This window comes from Flavonifractor sp. An9, assembly GCF_002161245.1.
In the GTDB taxonomy this organism is placed as follows: Bacteria; Bacillota; Clostridia; order Oscillospirales; family Oscillospiraceae; genus Flavonifractor; species Flavonifractor avicola.
Genome location: NZ_NFHC01000008.1, coordinates 93,725 through 110,878 on the forward strand (window position 1 = coordinate 93,725; position 17,154 = coordinate 110,878).

A 17,154-nucleotide genomic window follows, 5' to 3' on the forward strand; every position below is an offset into this window, starting at 1 on the left:
GTTGGCCGGCTCCGAATGAACCGGGTGGAGGAATCAACAATTAAAGGAGGAATTTTTACCATGGCAGTCGTATCTATGAAGCAGCTTCTCGAGGCGGGCGTTCACTTCGGTCACCAGACCCGTCGCTGGAACCCCAAGATGGCCACCTATATCTACACCGAGCGCAACGGCATCTATATCATCGACCTGCAGAAGACCGTGAAGAAGCTGGAGGAGGCCTATAACTTCGTCCGTTCTCTGGGCGAGTCCGGCCAGACCCTGCTGTTCGTGGGCACCAAGAAGCAGGCTCAGGAGGCTATCAAGGAAGAGGCTGAGCGCGTTGGTATGTACTATGTCAATGCCCGTTGGCTGGGCGGTATGCTCACCAACTTCAAGACCATGCGCGGCCGCGTGGAGCGTCTGAACCAGCTGAAGAAGATGCAGGAGGACGGCACCTTCGATATGCTCCCCAAGAAGGAAGTCATGAAGCACCTGGGCGAGATCGCCAAGCTGGAGAAGTACCTGGGCGGCGTCGTGGAGATGAAGAAGCTCCCCGGTGCTCTGTTCGTGGTTGACCCCCGCAAGGAGCGCAACGCCATCAACGAGGCCCGCAAGCTGAACATCCCCATCGTGGCTATCGTGGACACCAACTGCGATCCCGACGAGATCGACTATGTGATCCCCGGCAACGATGACGCCATCCGCGCCATCAAGCTGATCTCCGGTGTGATGGCCAACGCCATCCAGGAGGGCAAGCAGGGCCAGGACGCCGCTGAGGAGACCGAGAAGACCGAGGCCGCTGAGTAATTTACCCAAACAAAGGACAGGAGCGCCCGCCCGCGCGGGCGGGCGCTCCTTTTTATAATTGAGATGGAGGTAATGTGATCATGGCAATCACTGCAAAAGACGTACAGGCCCTGCGCGAGATGACCGGCGTGGGCATGATGGACTGCAAGAAGGCCCTCACCGAGGCCGAGGGCAACATGGATAAGGCTGTTGAGATCCTGCGCGAGAAGGGTCTGGCTGCTTCTCAGAAGAAGGCTGGCCGCATCGCCGCCGAGGGTATGGCTTACGCTACCGTGGTGGACGGCATCGGCGTGGTGGTCGAGGTTAACGCCGAGACCGACTTCGTGGGCAAGAACGAGAAGTTCGTCGACTTCGTGAAGGGTGTTGCCGCTGTTGTGGCCGCCAACAAGCCCGCTGACCTGGACGCTCTGATGGCTCTGCCCTATGGCAACGGCCGCACCGTGCAGGAGGAGCAGCAGGAGATGGTGCTGGTCATCGGCGAGAACATCAAGGTCCGCCGCTTTGCCTTCTTCACCGATGGTATCTCCGTGCCCTATGTCCATGCCGGCGGCAAGATCGGCGTGCTGGTGAACCTGGAGACCAGCCTGTCCGCCGAGCAGGTTGAGACCGTTGGTAAGGACGTGGCCATGCAGATCGCCGCTCTGAATCCCCGCTTCTGGGATAAGAGCCAGGTGGATCAGGCCACTCTGGACGAGGAGAAGAAGATCCTGCTGGTCCAGATGGAGAACGATCCCAAGATGGCTTCCAAGCCTGAGAAGGTGAAGGAGGGCATCGTGGCTGGCAAGCTGGGCAAGTTCTATAAGGAGAACTGCCTGCTGCAGCAGGAGTTCGTGAAGGACAACTCCATGACCGTGGAGCAGTATATCGCTTCCGCTGCCAAGGCTCTGGGCGGCGCTGTGACCTTCAAGAACGCTGTTCGCTTTGAGAAGGGCGAGGGCATCGAGAAGAAGCAGGAGAACTTCGCTGAGGAGATCGCCAAGCAGCTGGGCAAGTAATTGCATCAGAGAAACGAAGCGCCGGGCACGCAAGTGTCCGGCGCTTTTCCGTGCTGATGAAGTTCTCCTGTACCCGCCTGCCCTTGACGCAGACAGGAAAAGCCCCTATAATGAAGGCGTTCCAACAGGCAAAGTGCAAATAGGAGGGCTGTCATGCAGGAAGAGATCAAGATCCTGAATCTGGCCGATGTACCGGAGTATATGGAGGAGGTTTCCCAATGGCTGTGGCTGGAGTGGGCCAAGGCCGACGGGTATTCTCTGGATGAGATCGTTTATCGCACAAAGTATGCTTCCCAGCGGGACACGGTGCCCCAGATGTTGGTGGCAGTCATGGGAGACAAGCCGGTGGGTGTGGTGTCCCTGTGGCTCAATGACGCCAAAACCAGACAGGACCTGTCGCCCTGGATGGCGACTCTGTATGTGAAGGATGAGTACCGCAATCTCCACATCGGACAGCGGCTCCAGGCGGCCAGCATTGAGGCTGTTAGAGCGCTCAAACGTTACCCCTGCCTTTATCTTATTACCAAGTTGGAGAACTACTACGAGAAGATCGGCTGGAAGTTCGTGGACCGTATCCCGGTGGGTGAAGGCGCCACGGAAAAGGTATACCGTTACGATCTGTGAAACTAAAAACCACATGAAACGGGCCTGCCGCATTTGCGGCGGGCCCGTTGTTGTTTCAGAGATGAGACAAATCGGAGGTGAGGGTAAAGCGGTTTCTCTCCACCACCAGCAGCCCGTCCCGCTGCATTTTGCTCAACTCGTTGGACAGAGCGCTGCGCTCCACGTTCAGATAGTCGGCCAACTGCTGACGGTTGAAGGGAACGGTGAAACTGGGGCTGCCGCTCCGGCGGGCCTGGTAGGACAGATAGGAGAGCAGACGCCCCCGGATGGTTTTGGAAGCGGTGTGGAAGATCTTCCGGGACAAATTCAGATTTTTCTGGGCGGACAAAAGGAGCAGGTTTCGGATCAGCTTGCTGTGGTGGGCGCAGGTATGGGGGCATATTTGTAACACTCGTTCAACATTGAGGAAGAGTACCTGGCTCTCCTCTGCTGCCACTACATCCACCATCAGAGGTTCTCCCGGTACACAGGCATAGGTTTCGGCAAAAATCTGTCCAGGGCCAATTTTGTCCAATACAGTGGTGTTGCCCCACAGGTCGTCGGTCTGGATCAGTGTGCTGCCAGAGAGTACCATGCCCAGATCAGTGACATAATCTCCGCTATGGTAGATCTGCTCCCCCTTGGCATATCCTCGCTCCATTGCGCCGAGGCAGTTCAGCATAGCCTCCGCCTCCAGGGGAGATGTTCCCCGGAACAGGGCGGTGTTGGCCAGCAAGGTTCCCTTCATATTTCCCCCCTGAGTGTTGTTTTAACAACAGACTTGTTGTTGATATTATACTATACTAAGCCCACAACGGCAAGCGGGCCGTGCAAAACCAGGAGGGCTTATCAATGAAACACAATATGTTTTGCTATCAGTGCCAGGAGACCGCCGGCTGCACCGGCTGCACCCGGGTGGGTGTTTGCGGCAAGACCGCCGATGTGGCGGCTATGCAGGATCTGCTGGTCTATGTGACAAAGGGTTTGTCCGCGGTAACCACCGCCCTGCGGGCGCAGGGCCTGCCGGTAGAGCAGGCGGTCAATCACCTCATCACCCTGAATTTATTTACCACCATCACCAATGCTAATTTTGATAAAGAGGCCATTGAGGTCCGCATCCGTGCCACCCTTGAGGCCAAGGCGGATTTGCTGGCCCGGGTAAAGGAACGGGAGAGCCTGCCTGAGGCCGCCCTGTGGGACGGCTCCGGGGATTGGACGGTCAAGGCTGCCCAGGTGGGAGTACTGTCTACTGAAAATGAGGACATTCGCTCTCTGCGGGAGCTCATTACCTACGGCCTCAAAGGCTTGTCCGCCTACTCCAAACACGCCAATGCGCTGATGCAGGACGATGACGAGGTGGACGCCTTCCTTCAGCGGGCTCTGGCGGCTACCCTGGATGACGGCCTCACCGCCGACGACCTGGTGGCCCTGACTCTGGAGACCGGCAAATACGGCGTCCAGGGTATGGCTCTGCTGGATAAGGCCAACACTGGGGCCTACGGCAATCCGGAGATTACCAGGGTCAACATCGGCGTGGGCAAGAATCCGGGTATTCTGGTATCCGGCCACGATCTGAAAGACCTGGAGCAGTTGCTGGAGCAGACCCAGGGCACCGGCGTGGATGTGTATACCCACTCGGAGATGCTGCCTGCCCATTACTACCCCGCCTTCAAGAAGTATTCCAATTTTGTGGGTAACTACGGCAATGCCTGGTGGAAGCAGAAGGAGGAATTCGAGTCCTTCCATGGCCCCATCCTTATGACCACCAACTGCATCGTGCCGCCCAAGGAGAGCTACAAGGACCGGCTGTATACCACCGGAGCCACCGGATTCCCCGGCTGCAAGCACATCACCGGCGGTGTAGGGGAGAAGAAGGACTTCTCCGCCCTCATCGAGCACGCAAAGAAATGCGCTCCCCCTGAGGAGATCGAGACCGGCGAGATCGTGGGCGGCTTTGCCCATGCTCAAGTGCTGGCTCTGGCCGACCAGGTAGTGGAGGCTGTTAAGAACGGCGCCATCAAAAAGTTCGTGGTTATGGCGGGCTGTGACGGCCGGGCCAAGAGCCGGAACTACTACACCGAGTTTGCCAAGGCCCTGCCTCGGGACACGGTGATCCTCACTGCCGGCTGCGCCAAGTACAAGTACAACAAGCTGGACTTGGGGGACATCGGTGGAATTCCCCGGGTGCTGGACGCGGGCCAGTGCAACGACTCTTACTCTCTGGCGGTCATTGCTCTGAAGCTGAAGGAGGTCTTTGGGCTGGACGACATCAACGACCTGCCCATCGTGTACAACATCGCCTGGTATGAGCAGAAGGCGGTGATCGTGCTGCTGGCGTTGTTGTACCTGGGTGTGAAAAACATCCACCTGGGGCCCACACTGCCTGCCTTCCTCAGCCCCAATGTGGCCAAGGTGCTGGTGGACAACTTTGGTATCGCCGGCATCGGTACTGTGGAAGACGACATGAAGCTGTTTTTTGGGGAGAACTAAATAAAGAATCCGGCAGGCTATGCCTGCCGGATTTTTTATCGATTGAGATACCAGACGCCCAGGTTGAGGTAGGCGGCAAAACTCACCCACAGCAGGTAGGGGAGCAGCAGCCAGGCGGCAATGGGATCAATCTTGCGGAAGGTGAGGAACAGCCAAAGGATCAGCCCCCATAGCACCACCAGCCAAAGGAGGGCAAACCCGAAGGCCTGGAGATTAAAGAACAGGATGCTCCAGAAGAAATTAAAGACCAGTTGTACGGCGTAGAGCACCAGCCCCCGGGTTCGGAGATCCGACGGCGGTGAGAGCCAGATCCGGGCGGCAGCAATGGCCATCAGGGCAAAGAGGATGCCCCAGACAATGGGAAAGACGATGGCAGGCGGGGACAGAGGCGGCTGTATAATGGACTGACTGTAAGCCTGAGCTCCGTCCCGGGTGAGCCAGCCGGAGAGAAAGCCCACTCCCTCCGTGACGAGGATAAACAGGGCATAGATTTTCCAGGGAACTTGTTTCATATCGTATCACCTGGAGTCAGTATATACAGAGCTGCGCCCCATTATACCTTACGGGCCTTCGATATCCATGGCGGCCATCTGGGTCTGGGAGTTCCCGAATTGCGCGCCCCGGCTCAGCCAGTACCGGTTGGCGGCCCGCAGGAACAATCCCTTTGTCAACGGCATGGTGATGGAAAGCTGAACAGAGCGGCCTTTTTGAATGGATCGGGCCAGCTTTTGGATCTTTCGACGAGCCATCCCCATAAACGGAGTGGTTGGGAAGGCCTCGCCGCAGCCCATCCGCAGAACACTTCCCAGCTTATGCCCGCCCCGTTTACAGAAGAGCCGGATCATGTCTATCGCCACATCGTTCTGATGGGGCTCCCGAAAGCCGCAGTTAATGATCACATGGACGGTAAGGGGGGCGGTAGGCTGCTCCAGCATGGCCTTCAAAAATTCCATCAGACCGGAAGGCAGGCCATCGGTATAGAGGGGAAAAACCAGCAGCAGGTCAGAGCATTCCTTCAACTGTTCCAGGCAGGCGGTGTGCTGCCGCTGGAGTACGCTGTACTGTTCATATGCGCCGGACCAGGCGGACAAAAAGGCCTGAATGTATTGCTTGGAGTTGGATTTAGGGGCCCGGGGGCTGCCGTTGATAATCATCAGTTTGCCCATGTCTGTACCACCTTTCCGGCCAGCTCTTCCGCCTGGGCCTGGGAGTCCGCGAAGTGAATGGTGTAGTGCTCTGCAAGCGTGTTCAGAGCATTGCGGGCCAACCAGCGATCGAACACAGCTTGTTCCTCCTTATCCTGAGCTCCGTAGGCCACCACCGTCAGTTGCTTTGACTTTACGGCCCGCTGGACGTGGTGACTCTCTCCGTGGTGAAGGCGGATAAAGGCCTGCTGATTGGGGAGGGAACGCTCCATCAGCCGCTTCATAGGCAGATCATAACAGCCCAGAAACAGATGACTGACCACTAGTAACCGGTCACAGCGGGCAATATCAGGGTAGATGGACGGGGCGTCATCCCGAATGACGCAGCGTCCTGGCGTCTTGATCCAGCAGCCGAAGCAGCCAACGCAGGGAGCAATCGCCTGTTCCGCCACGTTGACCAGCCGCAAATCACTACCTGCGGGCAAGGAAGAGAGGGGGCAGTCTGTCAATATCAGGTCCATGGGTATGCTACGCTCCTTTTTTCTGTGGGTATACAACAGCTAACAGTATATCATAGATGAGGCGGAAAACCTAGTAAAATAATATGAATAAAGAAAAAAGAAGGACCTGCTGTCGGGAGGGGCAGCAGGTCCTTAGATCAGTGAGTTCAAAGGTCGGCGCACTGGGCCTCAATGGAGGCCTCACAGTCCTTCATGGCCTGAAGGGTGCGCTCCAGCAGGTCGTTCAGTTCCCAGCCCAGCAGTTGGGCGCCCTGGGCGATGGTTTCCCGGGAGCAGCCGGCGGCAAAGCGTTTGTCCTTGTACTTCTTTTTCAGACTGGATAACTCCATATCCTGCACGCTCTTGGAGGGACGCATGAGGGCGGCAGCCCCGATCAGGCCGGTGAGCTCGTCGACAGCAAAGAGGACCTTCTCCATCTGATGTTCCGGCTCTGCGTTGCCCTCGGTCATACCCCAGCCGTGGCTGACCACCGCGTGGATGAGGGCGGGATCCAGGCCTTGCTCCTCCATGATCTCCCGGACCTTGACGCAGTGCTCGTCGGGATACTGCTCGAAGTCCAGATCGTGGAGGAGTCCTGCTGTGGCCCAGAAGTCAGCTTCCGTCTCATAGCCCAGCTGACGGGCAAACCAGCCCATGACAGCCTCTACGGTAAAGGCGTGACGGAGATGGAAGGGTTCCTTATTGTATGTTTTCAGCAGGTCCAGGGCCTGCACGCGGGTCAATTCCATGATAACGGCCTCCTTTTGTGCTTTGTCACATTATAGCACAGAAGAACGCCCGATGCAAAGCAATGTGCAGACCTATGGCTGCACCGGCGGAGGAAGAAAGGTTTGCCCGCCGATACCCTCCAGAGGAAAGAGGGGCGCGTGGTAGCGGGCAGCAAAGCGCTCCAGCTGGTCCATGGAGTCAATCTGGCGGTATTGAGCGCTGATGCGGTCCTGTACATGAGCGGGCAGGTGGTCAAAGTATTCCTGCGCTCTGGAATCGTGGCGAAACAGGACATAAAGATCCCTGTAATATGCTCTCATCATATCACCCCGAAGTTAGGATGTGCGGTATGAAGCTGCTCTATAGGTGGAAAAATGAAGGAGTTGCTGCAAGAATAGGTTCGTCGATTTGGCCAGGGAAAAAGACGTATGAAAAATGGGTGCTGATATTTGCGGCAAACCTGGAAAAAACGGTATCCGGCACAGGCGGTTAAAATGGAAACATGATTTACATAATTTAATACATGAGAGGCGGAAATATGAGGACCAGAATGGAGATGCCTGATTTGTGGATGAATTTGTCCACATATCCACAGAAATTTCCACAATGGGGAAAAGAAGAAAAAAGAAACTGTTGGGTTTTCGGTGACATAATGCAAAAATAAGGCGCAGATGAAAGAACACAGGGGGCACCTTTCAAAGTGAGAGGCTAAAAAGGCGTGCACAAGAAAAGCACTTGCGGTTCCTGGAAAACCGGTATAAAATAAGTTGAATAAACATTACAGTGTAAACTGGGAGGAATGTTACACCTATGGAACAGGCAAAGGTATACTACTCTGACCTGCGCTGTCAGCCTGGGAAAAACCTGCTGAATAAGTTGGAGAAGCTGATCCGCACTGCCGGGATCGGCGAGATCGATTTTGACCATAAGCTGGTAGCTATCAAGATGCACTTCGGAGAGCCGGGCAATCTGGCCTTTCTGCGGCCCAACTACGCGAAAGTGGTTGCGGATGTGGTAAAGAGTCTGGGCGGCGTGCCCTTCCTGACCGACTGCAACACCCTGTATCCCGGCCGGCGGAAGAATGCCCTGGAGCATCTGGATGCCGCTTTTGAGAATGGTTTCTCTCCGCTGTCTACCGGCTGTCAGGTTATTATCGGCGACGGCCTGCGTGGTAACGATGATGTGGAGGTGCCTGTGGAGGGCGCGGAGCACATCACCACGGCCAAGATCGGCAAGGCCATTATGGAGGCTGATGTGATCATTTCTCTGTCTCACTTCAAGGGTCATGAGCAGACCGGCTTTGGCGGCGCCATCAAGAACCTGGGCATGGGCTGCGGTTCCCGCCGGGGCAAGATGGAGCAGCACGCTCAGGGTAAGCCGGTGGTTGAGCAGAAGCACTGCGTAGGCTGCCGGAAGTGTTCCGCCCAGTGTGCCCATGATGCTATCTCCTACGGGGAGGACCGGAAGGCTTCCATTGATCAGAATAAGTGTGTGGGCTGCGGTCGCTGCATCGCAGTGTGCAACGCCGACGCCATCCACGCGGGCTACGACGCCGCCATGGAGGAGCTGAGCTGCCGTATGGCGGAATATGCTAAGGCAGTGGTGGACGGCCGTCCCCAGTTCCATATCAGCCTGGTCATCGATGTGTCCCCCTACTGTGACTGCCACAGCGAGAATGATCTGCCCATCCTGCCTGACGTGGGGATGTTTGCTTCCTTCGATGCCGTGGCGCTGGATCAGGCCTGTGCCGACGCCTGCCTGCGTCAGACTCCCATCCCCGGATCCGCACTGGATGAACAGATGCACCGGTCCGGCTTCTGCGACCACCACGACCACTTTATCAACAGTATGCCGGAAACGGACTGGAAGGTTTGTCTGGCGCACTGTGAAAAGATCGGTGTGGGTACCCGTGCCTATGAGCTGATCGAGGTAAAATAACGCCCAAAGAAAGGAAGAGTTGACATGGACGTAAAGGAGATCCTGGCCCACTGTGACCACACGCTGCTCAAGCAGGAGTCTACCTGGGGGCAGATCAAGGCCGTGTGTGACGATGGCCTGAAGTACGAGTGTGCCTCCGTCTGCATCCCCGCCTCTTTTGTCAAGCAGGCAGCTGACTATGTGGGAAATGATTTGAAGATCTGCACCGTCATTGGTTTCCCCAACGGCTACTCCACCACCGCAGTTAAGGTTTTTGAGACTGAGGATGCCATCCGCAATGGCGCTGATGAGATTGATATGGTCATCAATATCGGCTGGGTCAAGGACCAGCGGTGGGATGACCTGCTGGAGGAGATCAAGTCTATCAAAGCCTCCTGCCAGGGGCGTATCCTGAAGGTCATCGTGGAGACCTGCCTGCTCACCCAGGAGGAGAAGGTAAAGATGTGCCAGATCGTCACCGAGGCGGGGGCCGACTATATCAAGACCTCCACCGGCTTTTCTACCGGCGGCGCTACCCGGGAGGATGTGGCCCTCTTCAAGGCCAACGTGGGTCCCCAGGTGCGTATCAAGGCCGCTGGCGGCATCCGCACCCTTCAGGATGCTGAGGACTTCATCAACCTGGGCGCCGACCGCCTGGGTACTTCCGCCATCGTCAAGCTGGTAAAGGGCCAGACCCCTCAGGGCTACTGAGCTGGTCCAATCGTTCAGAACACAAAAAGGCTTCCCTGCACGACAGCGCAGGGAAGCCTTTTTAAGCTTATTCAGAAAATCAGGAAACCTGTGACACAGGTCAAATCCGATCCGCCAGGGAGACCGCTTTTGAATCAAGCGTTTGAATCCTGACAGAGCGGCCCCCGGCAAAAGCCGGGGGCCGCTCTGTTTGATGAGGAAGAAGGAAAAAGGATAGGTTTAGTCTTTGACTGCGGACTGGAGATAACCCTCCACGCCGGAGGCGGTGGACAGGCTCATGGCCTCTTGGGTTACCTGGGCTGCCTGGGCAGTGCGCCAGCGATGGATCTGGGCGCGGGTGGCCAGTACAGCGGAGGAACTGACGGAAAACTCATCCAGTCCCCAGGTCATGAGCAGGGGGATGAGCCGGGGATCGGCGGCAGCCTCGCCGCACATACCCACCGGAATACCAGCCTTTTGGGCGGCAGTAATCACGCTGCGGATGGAACGGAGCACAGCGGGATGGAAGGTGGTGTACAGATTTTCCACCTGGGCATTGCCCCGGTCCACTGCCATGGTGTACTGAGTCAGGTCATTGGTGCCGATGGAGAAGAAGTCGCACTCCCGCGCCAACAGGTCAGCGATGAGGGCGGCAGCGGGAGTCTCCACCATGATACCCAGGGGGATGTCCTTGTGGTAGGGCAGACCCTCAGCTTCCAGCTCGGCCTTGCAGGTCTCCAGCAGAGCCCGGGCGCCGCGGATCTCCTCCAGAGAGGTGACCAGGGGCAGCATAATCTTGATGTTCTTTTCCTCGGCGCCTGCCCGCAGCAGGGCCCGAAGCTGGACCTTGTACAGGTCGGGGTTGTCCAGGCAGTAGCGGATGGCCCGGTGGCCCAGGAAGGGGTTGTCCTCGTGTGCCATCCCCAGGTACTCTACCGCCTTGTCGCCGCCTACATCCAGGGTGCGGATGATAACCTCTTTGCCCGCCATGATGCGGGAAACAGCCAAATAGGCCTCATACTGTTCAGTTTCAGTAGGCACGCTGTTCCGGTCCATGAACAGGAACTCGGTGCGGAACAGGCCGATGCCCTCGGCGCCAGCTTCCGCGGCTGCGCCAGCCTCCGCGGGGGAGCCGATGTTGGAGTACAGGGCGTAACGGTTGCCCTCGGCATCCACGGTCTCCCGGTCCCGGTAGACAGCCAGCAGGGCCTTTCTGCGGAGGAACTCCTCCTGCTTGGCCAAATACTCGGCCAGAGTGCGCTGGTCCGGGTTGACCATGGCGGTCCCTTCGCTGCCGTCCACGATGACGCTGTCGCCGTCCTTCAGCTGCTCCATGACCCGGGGCACGCTGAGTACGGCGGGCAGCTCCAGGGCCCGGGCCAGGATGGCGGAGTGGCTGGTCCGGCCGCCCACCTCGGTGAGGATGGCTGCAACGTGCTCCTTATCCAGGCCCACCGTCATGGAGGGCGTCAGATCATGGGCTACCAGCACACTGCCTGCGGGCAGATGGCTCACATCCACGCCGGTGACCCCCAGCAGGATGGCCAGCATCCGGCTGCGGATATCCCGCACATCGGTGGCACGCTGGCGCATGAGCTCGTCGTCCACTCCGGCGAACATCTCGGCGTACATGGTGCACACCTGATCCACCGCTGCCTCGGCGCACTGGCCGGCATCAATGACCTCCTCCATCTGGCTCTGCATAAAGGGGTCGCTCAGCATCATGATCTGGCCGGTGAGGATCTCGGATTCCTTTTCTCCCACCTGTGCCCGGATGTGCTCCGCCATGGCGGTGGTCTTCTCGTTAAACTGGGTGATAGCTGCCTGGAGCCGATCTTTCTCTACCTCTTTGCCGCCGTATTTCACGGCGGAGTAGTCCAGACTCTGCTCCCGGACGCAGACGGCCTTACCGATGCCGATTCCGTCCGAAGCGGCGATGCCCCGTAAGATCATAGCGGTCTCCTCCTGTTTGTCGGTTCGGGGATCCGGGCGATCACTCGCCCAGACCGGATTCCACCAGCTCCACAGCGGCCTTCAGAGCGTCGGCCTCCTGCTCGCCGCAGCACTGGATCTCGATCTCGCTGCCCTGCTTGATGCAGGCGGCCATCAGATGCATGATGCTCTTGGCGTTGATGTTCTTGCCGTTGAAAACGATGGTGACGTCGCTCTTGTACTTGGCCATGGTATTGACAAAGAGCTGAGCGGGACGCATATGCATACCCTGGGGATTGACGATCTTAGTCTTAGCGGTAACCATAGTAATACTTCCTTTCTGTATTCAGTCAAATGGGATGGATGAGGTGATAATTTGGTTAAGCCTTTTTCTTTTTGAGCAGGCCCAGCAGAATCATGCCGACCAGAGAGCCGACCACAAGGGCGACCACATAGCCCAGGATATTGGTCATGACGGGGAAGACGAAGATACCGCCGTGAGGTGCGGGGAGGGCGCAGCCAAAGGCCATGGACAGAGCGCCGGCCACACCGGAGCCCACGATACAAGCGGGCAGGACACGGAGAGGATCGCTGGCGGCGAAGGGAATGGCACCCTCGGTGATGAAGCACAGGCCCATGATGTAGTTGACTACGCCGGACTTGCGCTCATCCTCGGTGAAACGGTTGCGGAAGAAGGTGGTGGCCAGAGCAATGGCGATGGGGGGCACCATGCCGCCGATCATGACGGCAGCCATGATATCGGAGCCCTGTCCGGCGGCCATGGTGGCCAGGGTGGAGGTACCAAACACATAAGCGGCTTTATTGAAGGGACCGCCCATATCCACGGCCATCATACCGGCCAGTACGATACCGAGCACAATCTTGCTGCCCTCGCCCATGGCCTCCAGACCGGAGTACAGAGCGGTGTTGATGGCGCCCACAATGGGATTGATGAGGCACATAAACAGGCCGATGATGAGAAGTCCCACCACGGGATAGATCAGGATAGGTTTGAGGCCCTCCAATGCCCGGGGCAGCTTGTCGCAGACCTTCCGCATACCCAGCATCAGGTAGCCGCCGGCAAAACCGGCAATGAGCGCGCCCAGGAAGCCTGCGGAGACGGAAGTGCCGGAGGGGGAGGCGAAGGTAGCGCCGGACACGGCCAGTGCGCCGCCCACGAAGCCGACCATCAGGCCGGGTCGGTCGGCAATGGACATGGCAATGTAGCCGGCCAGAATGGGCAGCATGAAGTTGAAGGCCACGCCGCCGATGTTTTTGAACCATGCGGCAATGGGGGTGTTGGTGCCGAAGTTGGCGTAGTCAATGGAGGCGTCGTCCAGCAGGAAGGCCAGAGCGATGAGAATGCCGCCGCCGATCACGAAAGGCAGCATATGGCTGACGCCGTTCATCAGCTGCTTGTACAGCTTGCGGCCAAGGCTTTCATTAGAGGTCTCCTGAACCACCTGGCCGGCGTGATGATAGATGGGGGCGTTGGGTGCCTGACGGATCAGCTCCTCCGGCTTGTGGATGCCATCGGAGACGGGCACCCGCAGGACGGGCTTGCCGTTAAAGCGGGCCAGATCAACCTCTTTGTCGGCGGCAATGATGATGCCGTCACAGGTGTCGATCTCTGCCTGGGTCAGAATGTTTTTGGCGCCGCCGGAGCCCTGGGTTTCCACCTTGACGGAGATGCCGACCTCTTTGCCCTTTTTCTCCAGAGCCTCGGCAGCCATATAGGTGTGGGCAATGCCGGTGGGGCAGGCGGTGACCGCCAGGATGCGGGGACCGGCTGCGGGGGTTTCAACAACGGAGGCGGGGGTTTCTGCGGGGACCTCTTCGGGGAATTTGGCAGCTTCGTATTTATCGATGACTTCCATGAAGGTTTTGGGGTCAGAGGCGGCGCGCAGCTCGCTGACAAAGTTGAAATCCATCAGCAGCACCATCAGGTGGGAGAGAATCTCCAAATGCAGATCCCCGTCCATGGGAGCGGCAATCATGAAGAAGAGGTCAGAGGGCTGGCCGTCCATGGCTCCGTAATCCACGCCCTCTTTCAGAATGCAGGCAGCCAAACTGGGGGCTTTAACGCAGGCGCTTTTGGCGTGGGGCACAGCAATGCCCATCTCAATGGCGGTGCTGGTCTGGGACTCACGAGCCAGAATGGCCTGCTTATAGGTCTCCCGATCGGTGAGACAGCCACTTTTGCTTTGCAGGTCCACCAGCAGATCGATGGCGCCTTCCTTATCGGCGGCAGACGCTCCCAGTGCGATTTTTTCCGGGCTCAGCAGATCGATGATGCGCATGGTAGTGAGCTCCTTTCTGATTTAGAAGGTATGGATCAGTGCCATGATTTGTTCTTTGGTGGCCAGTCCGTCGGCAAAGGCAGTGGCGGAACCGGCAGCAGCGCCCAGACGCTGGGCATAGGCGTAGTCGCCGGTTTCCAGCCAGCCGGCCAGGAAGCCAGCTACCATGGAGTCACCGGCCCCCACCGAGTTGCGGACTTTACCCTTAGGTACGCCCAGACGGTGGCAGTTCCCGCGCTCGTCTACCAGCAGGGAGCCGTCTCCTGCCATGGAGACCAGTACGTTGCGGGCACCCTTGGCCTGCAGCTGGGCGGCGCAGTGCCGGATCTCGGTATCGGTGACAGGAGTCTTCCCGAAAATCTCACCCAGCTCGAGATTGTTGGGTTTGATGAGGAAGGGGTGATAGGGGAGTGCGCTGCACAGCAGATCCCGGGTGCTGTCCACCACAAACTGAATCCCCCGATCTTCCAGCCGGGCCAGAATCTGCTCGTACACGTCGTGAGACAGGGCGGCAGGCACGGAGCCGGAGATCACCAGGATATCCCCGGCCTCCAGTCGGTCCAGCTTATCTTGCAGAGACCGCAGAGCCACCGGCCCGATGGTAGGACCCTGGCCGTTGATCTCAGTCTCGTCGCCTCCCTTGACCTTGACATTGATGCGGGTCAGCCCATCGGGAAGCCAGATGAAGTCGGTGCGGATGCCCTGGCTCCGGAGACCCTCCTCCAGGGCCCGGCCGGTGAAGCCGGCCAGGAAACCAAGTGCTACATTTTCCACACCCAGGGCGGACAAAACAGTGGACACGTTGATGCCCTTGCCGCCATACTGGATCTCCTCGCTCTGGGTGCGGTTGATCTGGCCCGGACGCAGAGCGTCCATCCAAACCACATAGTCCAGAGCGGGATTAAAGGTTACTGTATAGATCATGCGGATACCTCCTTGATCACCGTGTGTTCCAGATAGCTGGGGTCGGGCAGATGCTCGGTAATGATAGTGGCCTTTTCCAGAGGAAGTACAGTCACAGTGGATACCAACTCAAATTTGCTGCTGTCGGCCAGTACAAAGGTGAGGTAAGACTGCTCGGCGGCTTTGGTCTTGATGGCGGCCTCCTCCGGGTCGGGGGTGGTGAAGCCTTGACGGATGGTAATGCCGTTAATGCCCAGGAAGGCCTTGGTGAAGTTATACTTACCAAGCTCCTCCAACGCGCCGGTGCCCACCACAGCCCAGGTGCCCGGCTTAAGATAGCCGCCCAGCACATAGCCGCGCAGCCCCAGTTCCATCAGCCGTTGGGCGCAGGCAATACCGTTGGTGACAAAGGTGGCGCGGGAGCCCTTTAAATACTCCAGCATCCGTACCGTGGTGGTACCTGCGTCCAGGTAGACCACGTCGTCATTGTTGATAAGCTCGGCGGCATAATGGGCGATGAGATCTTTTTCATCCCGGTGGAGCAGGGACTTGGTGGTTACGTCCGGTTCTTCCCCCTGAAAGGTGCTGCTGGTCAGAACCGCTCCGCCGTGTACCTTGTTTAGTCTGCCCTGGCGGGCCAGAATGGTAAGATCCCGCCGGATGGTGGCCTCTGATGCGCCGGTGAGCTCGCACAGACGCGTTACGCTGGCAGCCCTGCTGTTGGTCAGTTCCTGTAGGATGGTTTCAAAACGCTGCTCTGCCAACATTGAGAATCCCTCCTCTATGCTCTAGTTTGATTGAAAATGACTGTTCTATCTTGTGACTTCAATATAGCACTGATAACAATCATAGTCAATCATAATCAATCAAGTTTACGCACAAAAAATCAGACTGCTTTTTAGACAGTCTGACGAATTGATCGGGGCGTCCTCTGGTAAAATCCAGCTAAAAAAGAAAACTCAAGATAGGAAGCAAGCAAAAACGATCAAAAAAGGTGCGCCGGTGGAGAAAACACACCGGCGCATGGATATTACTGGAGCAGACCCATAATCATGGTAACGATTCCGGCTACCAGGAGCACAGCTCCACCCACTTTTGTAGTGATGCTGGAGCGCATCCGCCGAAAAACGGTTTGCAGTTTTTCAAAGGGGATCAGAAGGAAAATCAGGCCCAGGATGATGAACAGAGCGCCCAGGGAGAAATAGACCATCATGGTTTCACCCACCGTTTCTTATGGAGTAGTTCCATCTTACCAGTTCTGGCCTGGTATTGCAAGAGTTCCTTGTATTTCGAAGGGACATCTGATAGGATAACAGAGAAATCAGGCGAGGAGCCGAGAGCTTCAATGGAGGGCATCCATGCGGGAATATGGGGGAGCGCTGCGCCGGACGGCGCTGTTTCGCGGAATGGAAGAGGAGGAGCTGTTTGCTCTGCTGGATTGTATGGGCGGCGGTGTGCGGCGGTATCCGCGGGGGACTGCGGTGCTTCGAGCGGGAGATCCAGCTACCCATTTGGGCGTAGTGCTGGCCGGTCAGGTGCAGGTGAGCCGCATCCGACCTGACGGGCAGCGAATCGTGATGGGGGAGATGGGGCCAGGACGGCTGTTTGCCGAGTCCTATGCCTGTGCCGGGGCGGAGAGTTTACCGGTCACCGTTACCGCTACAGCGGATACGGCAGTGCTACTGCTGGATTGCAGGCGGCTGTCTACCCCCTGTGCCTCGGCCTGCGGAGCCCACGGAAAACTGATCCACAACCTGCTGTGGGTGCTGGCGGAGAAAAATCTGTTTCTCACGGGGAAACTGGATCACCTCTCAGGACGAACCATTCGGGAGCGGCTGCTCTCCTACCTGGAGGAGGAGGCAGCCCGCACCGGTCGGACCACGGTAGTGGTGCCCTTTGACCGCCAGGCGCTGGCGGACTACCTCTGTGTGGATCGAAGCGCACTGTCCCGCACCATCGGCCAGCTGCAAAAGGAGGGGGTGCTGGAGGCCGACCGCCGGCGATTCCGTCTGAAGGGGCTGCCAGAGTCTCAGAAATAAGAAAGCGGGCCTGTTGCAAAATGCGCAGCTCGTACAAAGACCCGTCATTCCGAGAAAAACGGCCGCCCGGTGGGCGGCCGTTTTTCGTGGGAATCCGCCCCTTTTGCCGAGGAAACGGATTGCCA

20 protein-coding genes are annotated in these 17,154 nt (G+C 57.8%); 8 read left to right on the forward strand and 12 right to left on the reverse strand.

Annotation, left to right across the window (positions count from 1 at the left end; all coding sequences use genetic code 11):
- Nucleotides 1-60 precede the first annotated feature (60 nt).
- The 3 genes from rpsB (at nt 61) to B5G40_RS07420 (ending at nt 2,405) form a co-directional block, all read left to right on the forward strand.
- Entirely contained in the window at nt 61-786 is a 726-nt protein-coding gene (gene rpsB, locus B5G40_RS07410; RefSeq protein WP_087188242.1) for a 30S ribosomal protein S2, read from the forward strand.
- 80 nt (nt 787-866) lie between these two features.
- On the forward strand, nt 867-1,781 hold the full coding sequence (tsf, locus tag B5G40_RS07415; RefSeq protein ID WP_087265659.1) for a translation elongation factor Ts: 915 nt from the start codon (nt 867-869) through the stop codon (nt 1,779-1,781).
- Between the two features lie 153 nt (nt 1,782-1,934).
- A complete protein-coding gene (locus B5G40_RS07420) occupies nt 1,935-2,405 on the forward strand; it encodes a GNAT family N-acetyltransferase (protein ID WP_087189608.1) in 471 nt (156 codons plus the stop codon).
- A 55-nt stretch (nt 2,406-2,460) separates the two neighbouring features.
- On the opposite strand, the gene B5G40_RS07425 is transcribed toward B5G40_RS07420, so the two are convergent.
- Nucleotides 2,461-3,132, reverse strand: a complete 672-nt coding sequence (locus tag B5G40_RS07425) for a Crp/Fnr family transcriptional regulator (protein ID WP_087399220.1) — start codon at nt 3,130-3,132, stop codon at nt 2,461-2,463.
- A gap of 104 nt (nt 3,133-3,236) precedes the next feature.
- Between B5G40_RS07425 and hcp the strand changes: the two genes are divergently transcribed.
- Complete coding sequence (hcp, locus tag B5G40_RS07430; RefSeq protein WP_087399221.1) at nt 3,237-4,874, forward strand: hydroxylamine reductase; 1,638 nt, start codon at nt 3,237-3,239, stop codon at nt 4,872-4,874.
- A gap of 35 nt (nt 4,875-4,909) precedes the next feature.
- On the opposite strand, the gene B5G40_RS07435 is transcribed toward hcp, so the two are convergent.
- From B5G40_RS07435 to B5G40_RS07455, 5 genes are all read right to left on the reverse strand, one after another.
- On the reverse strand, nt 4,910-5,386 hold the full coding sequence (locus B5G40_RS07435) for a TspO/MBR family protein (protein ID WP_087399222.1): 477 nt from the start codon (nt 5,384-5,386) through the stop codon (nt 4,910-4,912).
- Nucleotides 5,387-5,434: 48 nt separating this feature from the next.
- A complete protein-coding gene (locus B5G40_RS07440) occupies nt 5,435-6,040 on the reverse strand; it encodes a hypothetical protein (RefSeq protein WP_087399223.1) in 606 nt (201 codons plus the stop codon).
- The gene (locus tag B5G40_RS07445) at nt 6,028-6,540 is read right to left on the reverse strand and encodes a flavodoxin family protein (RefSeq protein WP_087399224.1); all 513 of its coding nucleotides are present in this window, start codon (nt 6,538-6,540) and stop codon (nt 6,028-6,030) included. The genes B5G40_RS07440 and B5G40_RS07445 overlap by 13 nt, the downstream gene beginning before the upstream one ends.
- A gap of 146 nt (nt 6,541-6,686) precedes the next feature.
- The gene (locus B5G40_RS07450) at nt 6,687-7,268 is read right to left on the reverse strand and encodes an HD domain-containing protein (RefSeq protein WP_087399225.1); all 582 of its coding nucleotides are present in this window, start codon (nt 7,266-7,268) and stop codon (nt 6,687-6,689) included.
- A 72-nt stretch (nt 7,269-7,340) separates the two neighbouring features.
- Nucleotides 7,341-7,568: a hypothetical protein gene (locus tag B5G40_RS07455; RefSeq protein ID WP_087189426.1), complete on the reverse strand. Its 228-nt coding sequence runs from the start codon at nt 7,566-7,568 to the stop codon at nt 7,341-7,343.
- Between the two features lie 29 nt (nt 7,569-7,597).
- Between B5G40_RS07455 and B5G40_RS16845 the strand changes: the two genes are divergently transcribed.
- From B5G40_RS16845 to deoC, 3 genes are all read left to right on the forward strand, one after another.
- Complete coding sequence (locus B5G40_RS16845) at nt 7,598-7,741, forward strand: hypothetical protein (RefSeq protein ID WP_158099492.1); 144 nt, start codon at nt 7,598-7,600, stop codon at nt 7,739-7,741.
- Between the two features lie 317 nt (nt 7,742-8,058).
- Nucleotides 8,059-9,186, forward strand: a complete 1,128-nt coding sequence (locus tag B5G40_RS07460; protein ID WP_087327730.1) for a DUF362 domain-containing protein — start codon at nt 8,059-8,061, stop codon at nt 9,184-9,186.
- Between the two features lie 24 nt (nt 9,187-9,210).
- Nucleotides 9,211-9,876, forward strand: a complete 666-nt coding sequence (deoC, locus tag B5G40_RS07465) for a deoxyribose-phosphate aldolase (RefSeq protein ID WP_087189428.1) — start codon at nt 9,211-9,213, stop codon at nt 9,874-9,876.
- A 219-nt stretch (nt 9,877-10,095) separates the two neighbouring features.
- Here deoC and ptsP read toward each other — a convergent pair whose 3' ends face one another.
- The 6 genes from ptsP to B5G40_RS07495 all read right to left on the reverse strand — a co-directional run bounded on the left by ptsP (nt 10,096) and on the right by B5G40_RS07495 (nt 16,215).
- Nucleotides 10,096-11,808 (reverse strand): phosphoenolpyruvate--protein phosphotransferase, encoded by a 1,713-nt coding sequence (ptsP, locus tag B5G40_RS07470; protein ID WP_206407223.1) that lies wholly within the window; start codon nt 11,806-11,808, stop codon nt 10,096-10,098.
- Nucleotides 11,809-11,848: 40 nt separating this feature from the next.
- Nucleotides 11,849-12,112 carry an HPr family phosphocarrier protein gene (locus B5G40_RS07475; protein WP_087189431.1) on the reverse strand — a complete coding sequence of 88 codons (264 nt, stop codon included), beginning with the start codon at nt 12,110-12,112 and terminating at the stop codon, nt 11,849-11,851.
- A gap of 55 nt (nt 12,113-12,167) precedes the next feature.
- A complete protein-coding gene (locus tag B5G40_RS07480) occupies nt 12,168-14,087 on the reverse strand; it encodes a PTS fructose transporter subunit IIABC (RefSeq protein WP_087399226.1) in 1,920 nt (639 codons plus the stop codon).
- A 21-nt stretch (nt 14,088-14,108) separates the two neighbouring features.
- Nucleotides 14,109-15,011 carry a 1-phosphofructokinase gene (gene pfkB / locus B5G40_RS07485; RefSeq protein WP_087189433.1) on the reverse strand — a complete coding sequence of 301 codons (903 nt, stop codon included), beginning with the start codon at nt 15,009-15,011 and terminating at the stop codon, nt 14,109-14,111.
- Entirely contained in the window at nt 15,008-15,757 is a 750-nt protein-coding gene (locus tag B5G40_RS07490) for a DeoR/GlpR family DNA-binding transcription regulator (protein WP_087189434.1), read from the reverse strand. The genes pfkB and B5G40_RS07490 overlap by 4 nt, the downstream gene beginning before the upstream one ends.
- A 263-nt stretch (nt 15,758-16,020) precedes the next feature.
- The gene (locus tag B5G40_RS07495) at nt 16,021-16,215 is read right to left on the reverse strand and encodes a hypothetical protein (protein ID WP_242959319.1); all 195 of its coding nucleotides are present in this window, start codon (nt 16,213-16,215) and stop codon (nt 16,021-16,023) included.
- 133 nt (nt 16,216-16,348) lie between these two features.
- Between B5G40_RS07495 and B5G40_RS07500 the strand changes: the two genes are divergently transcribed.
- Nucleotides 16,349-17,029: a Crp/Fnr family transcriptional regulator gene (locus tag B5G40_RS07500; protein WP_087327737.1), complete on the forward strand. Its 681-nt coding sequence runs from the start codon at nt 16,349-16,351 to the stop codon at nt 17,027-17,029.
- The last annotated feature ends 125 nt before the right edge of the window (nt 17,030-17,154 follow it).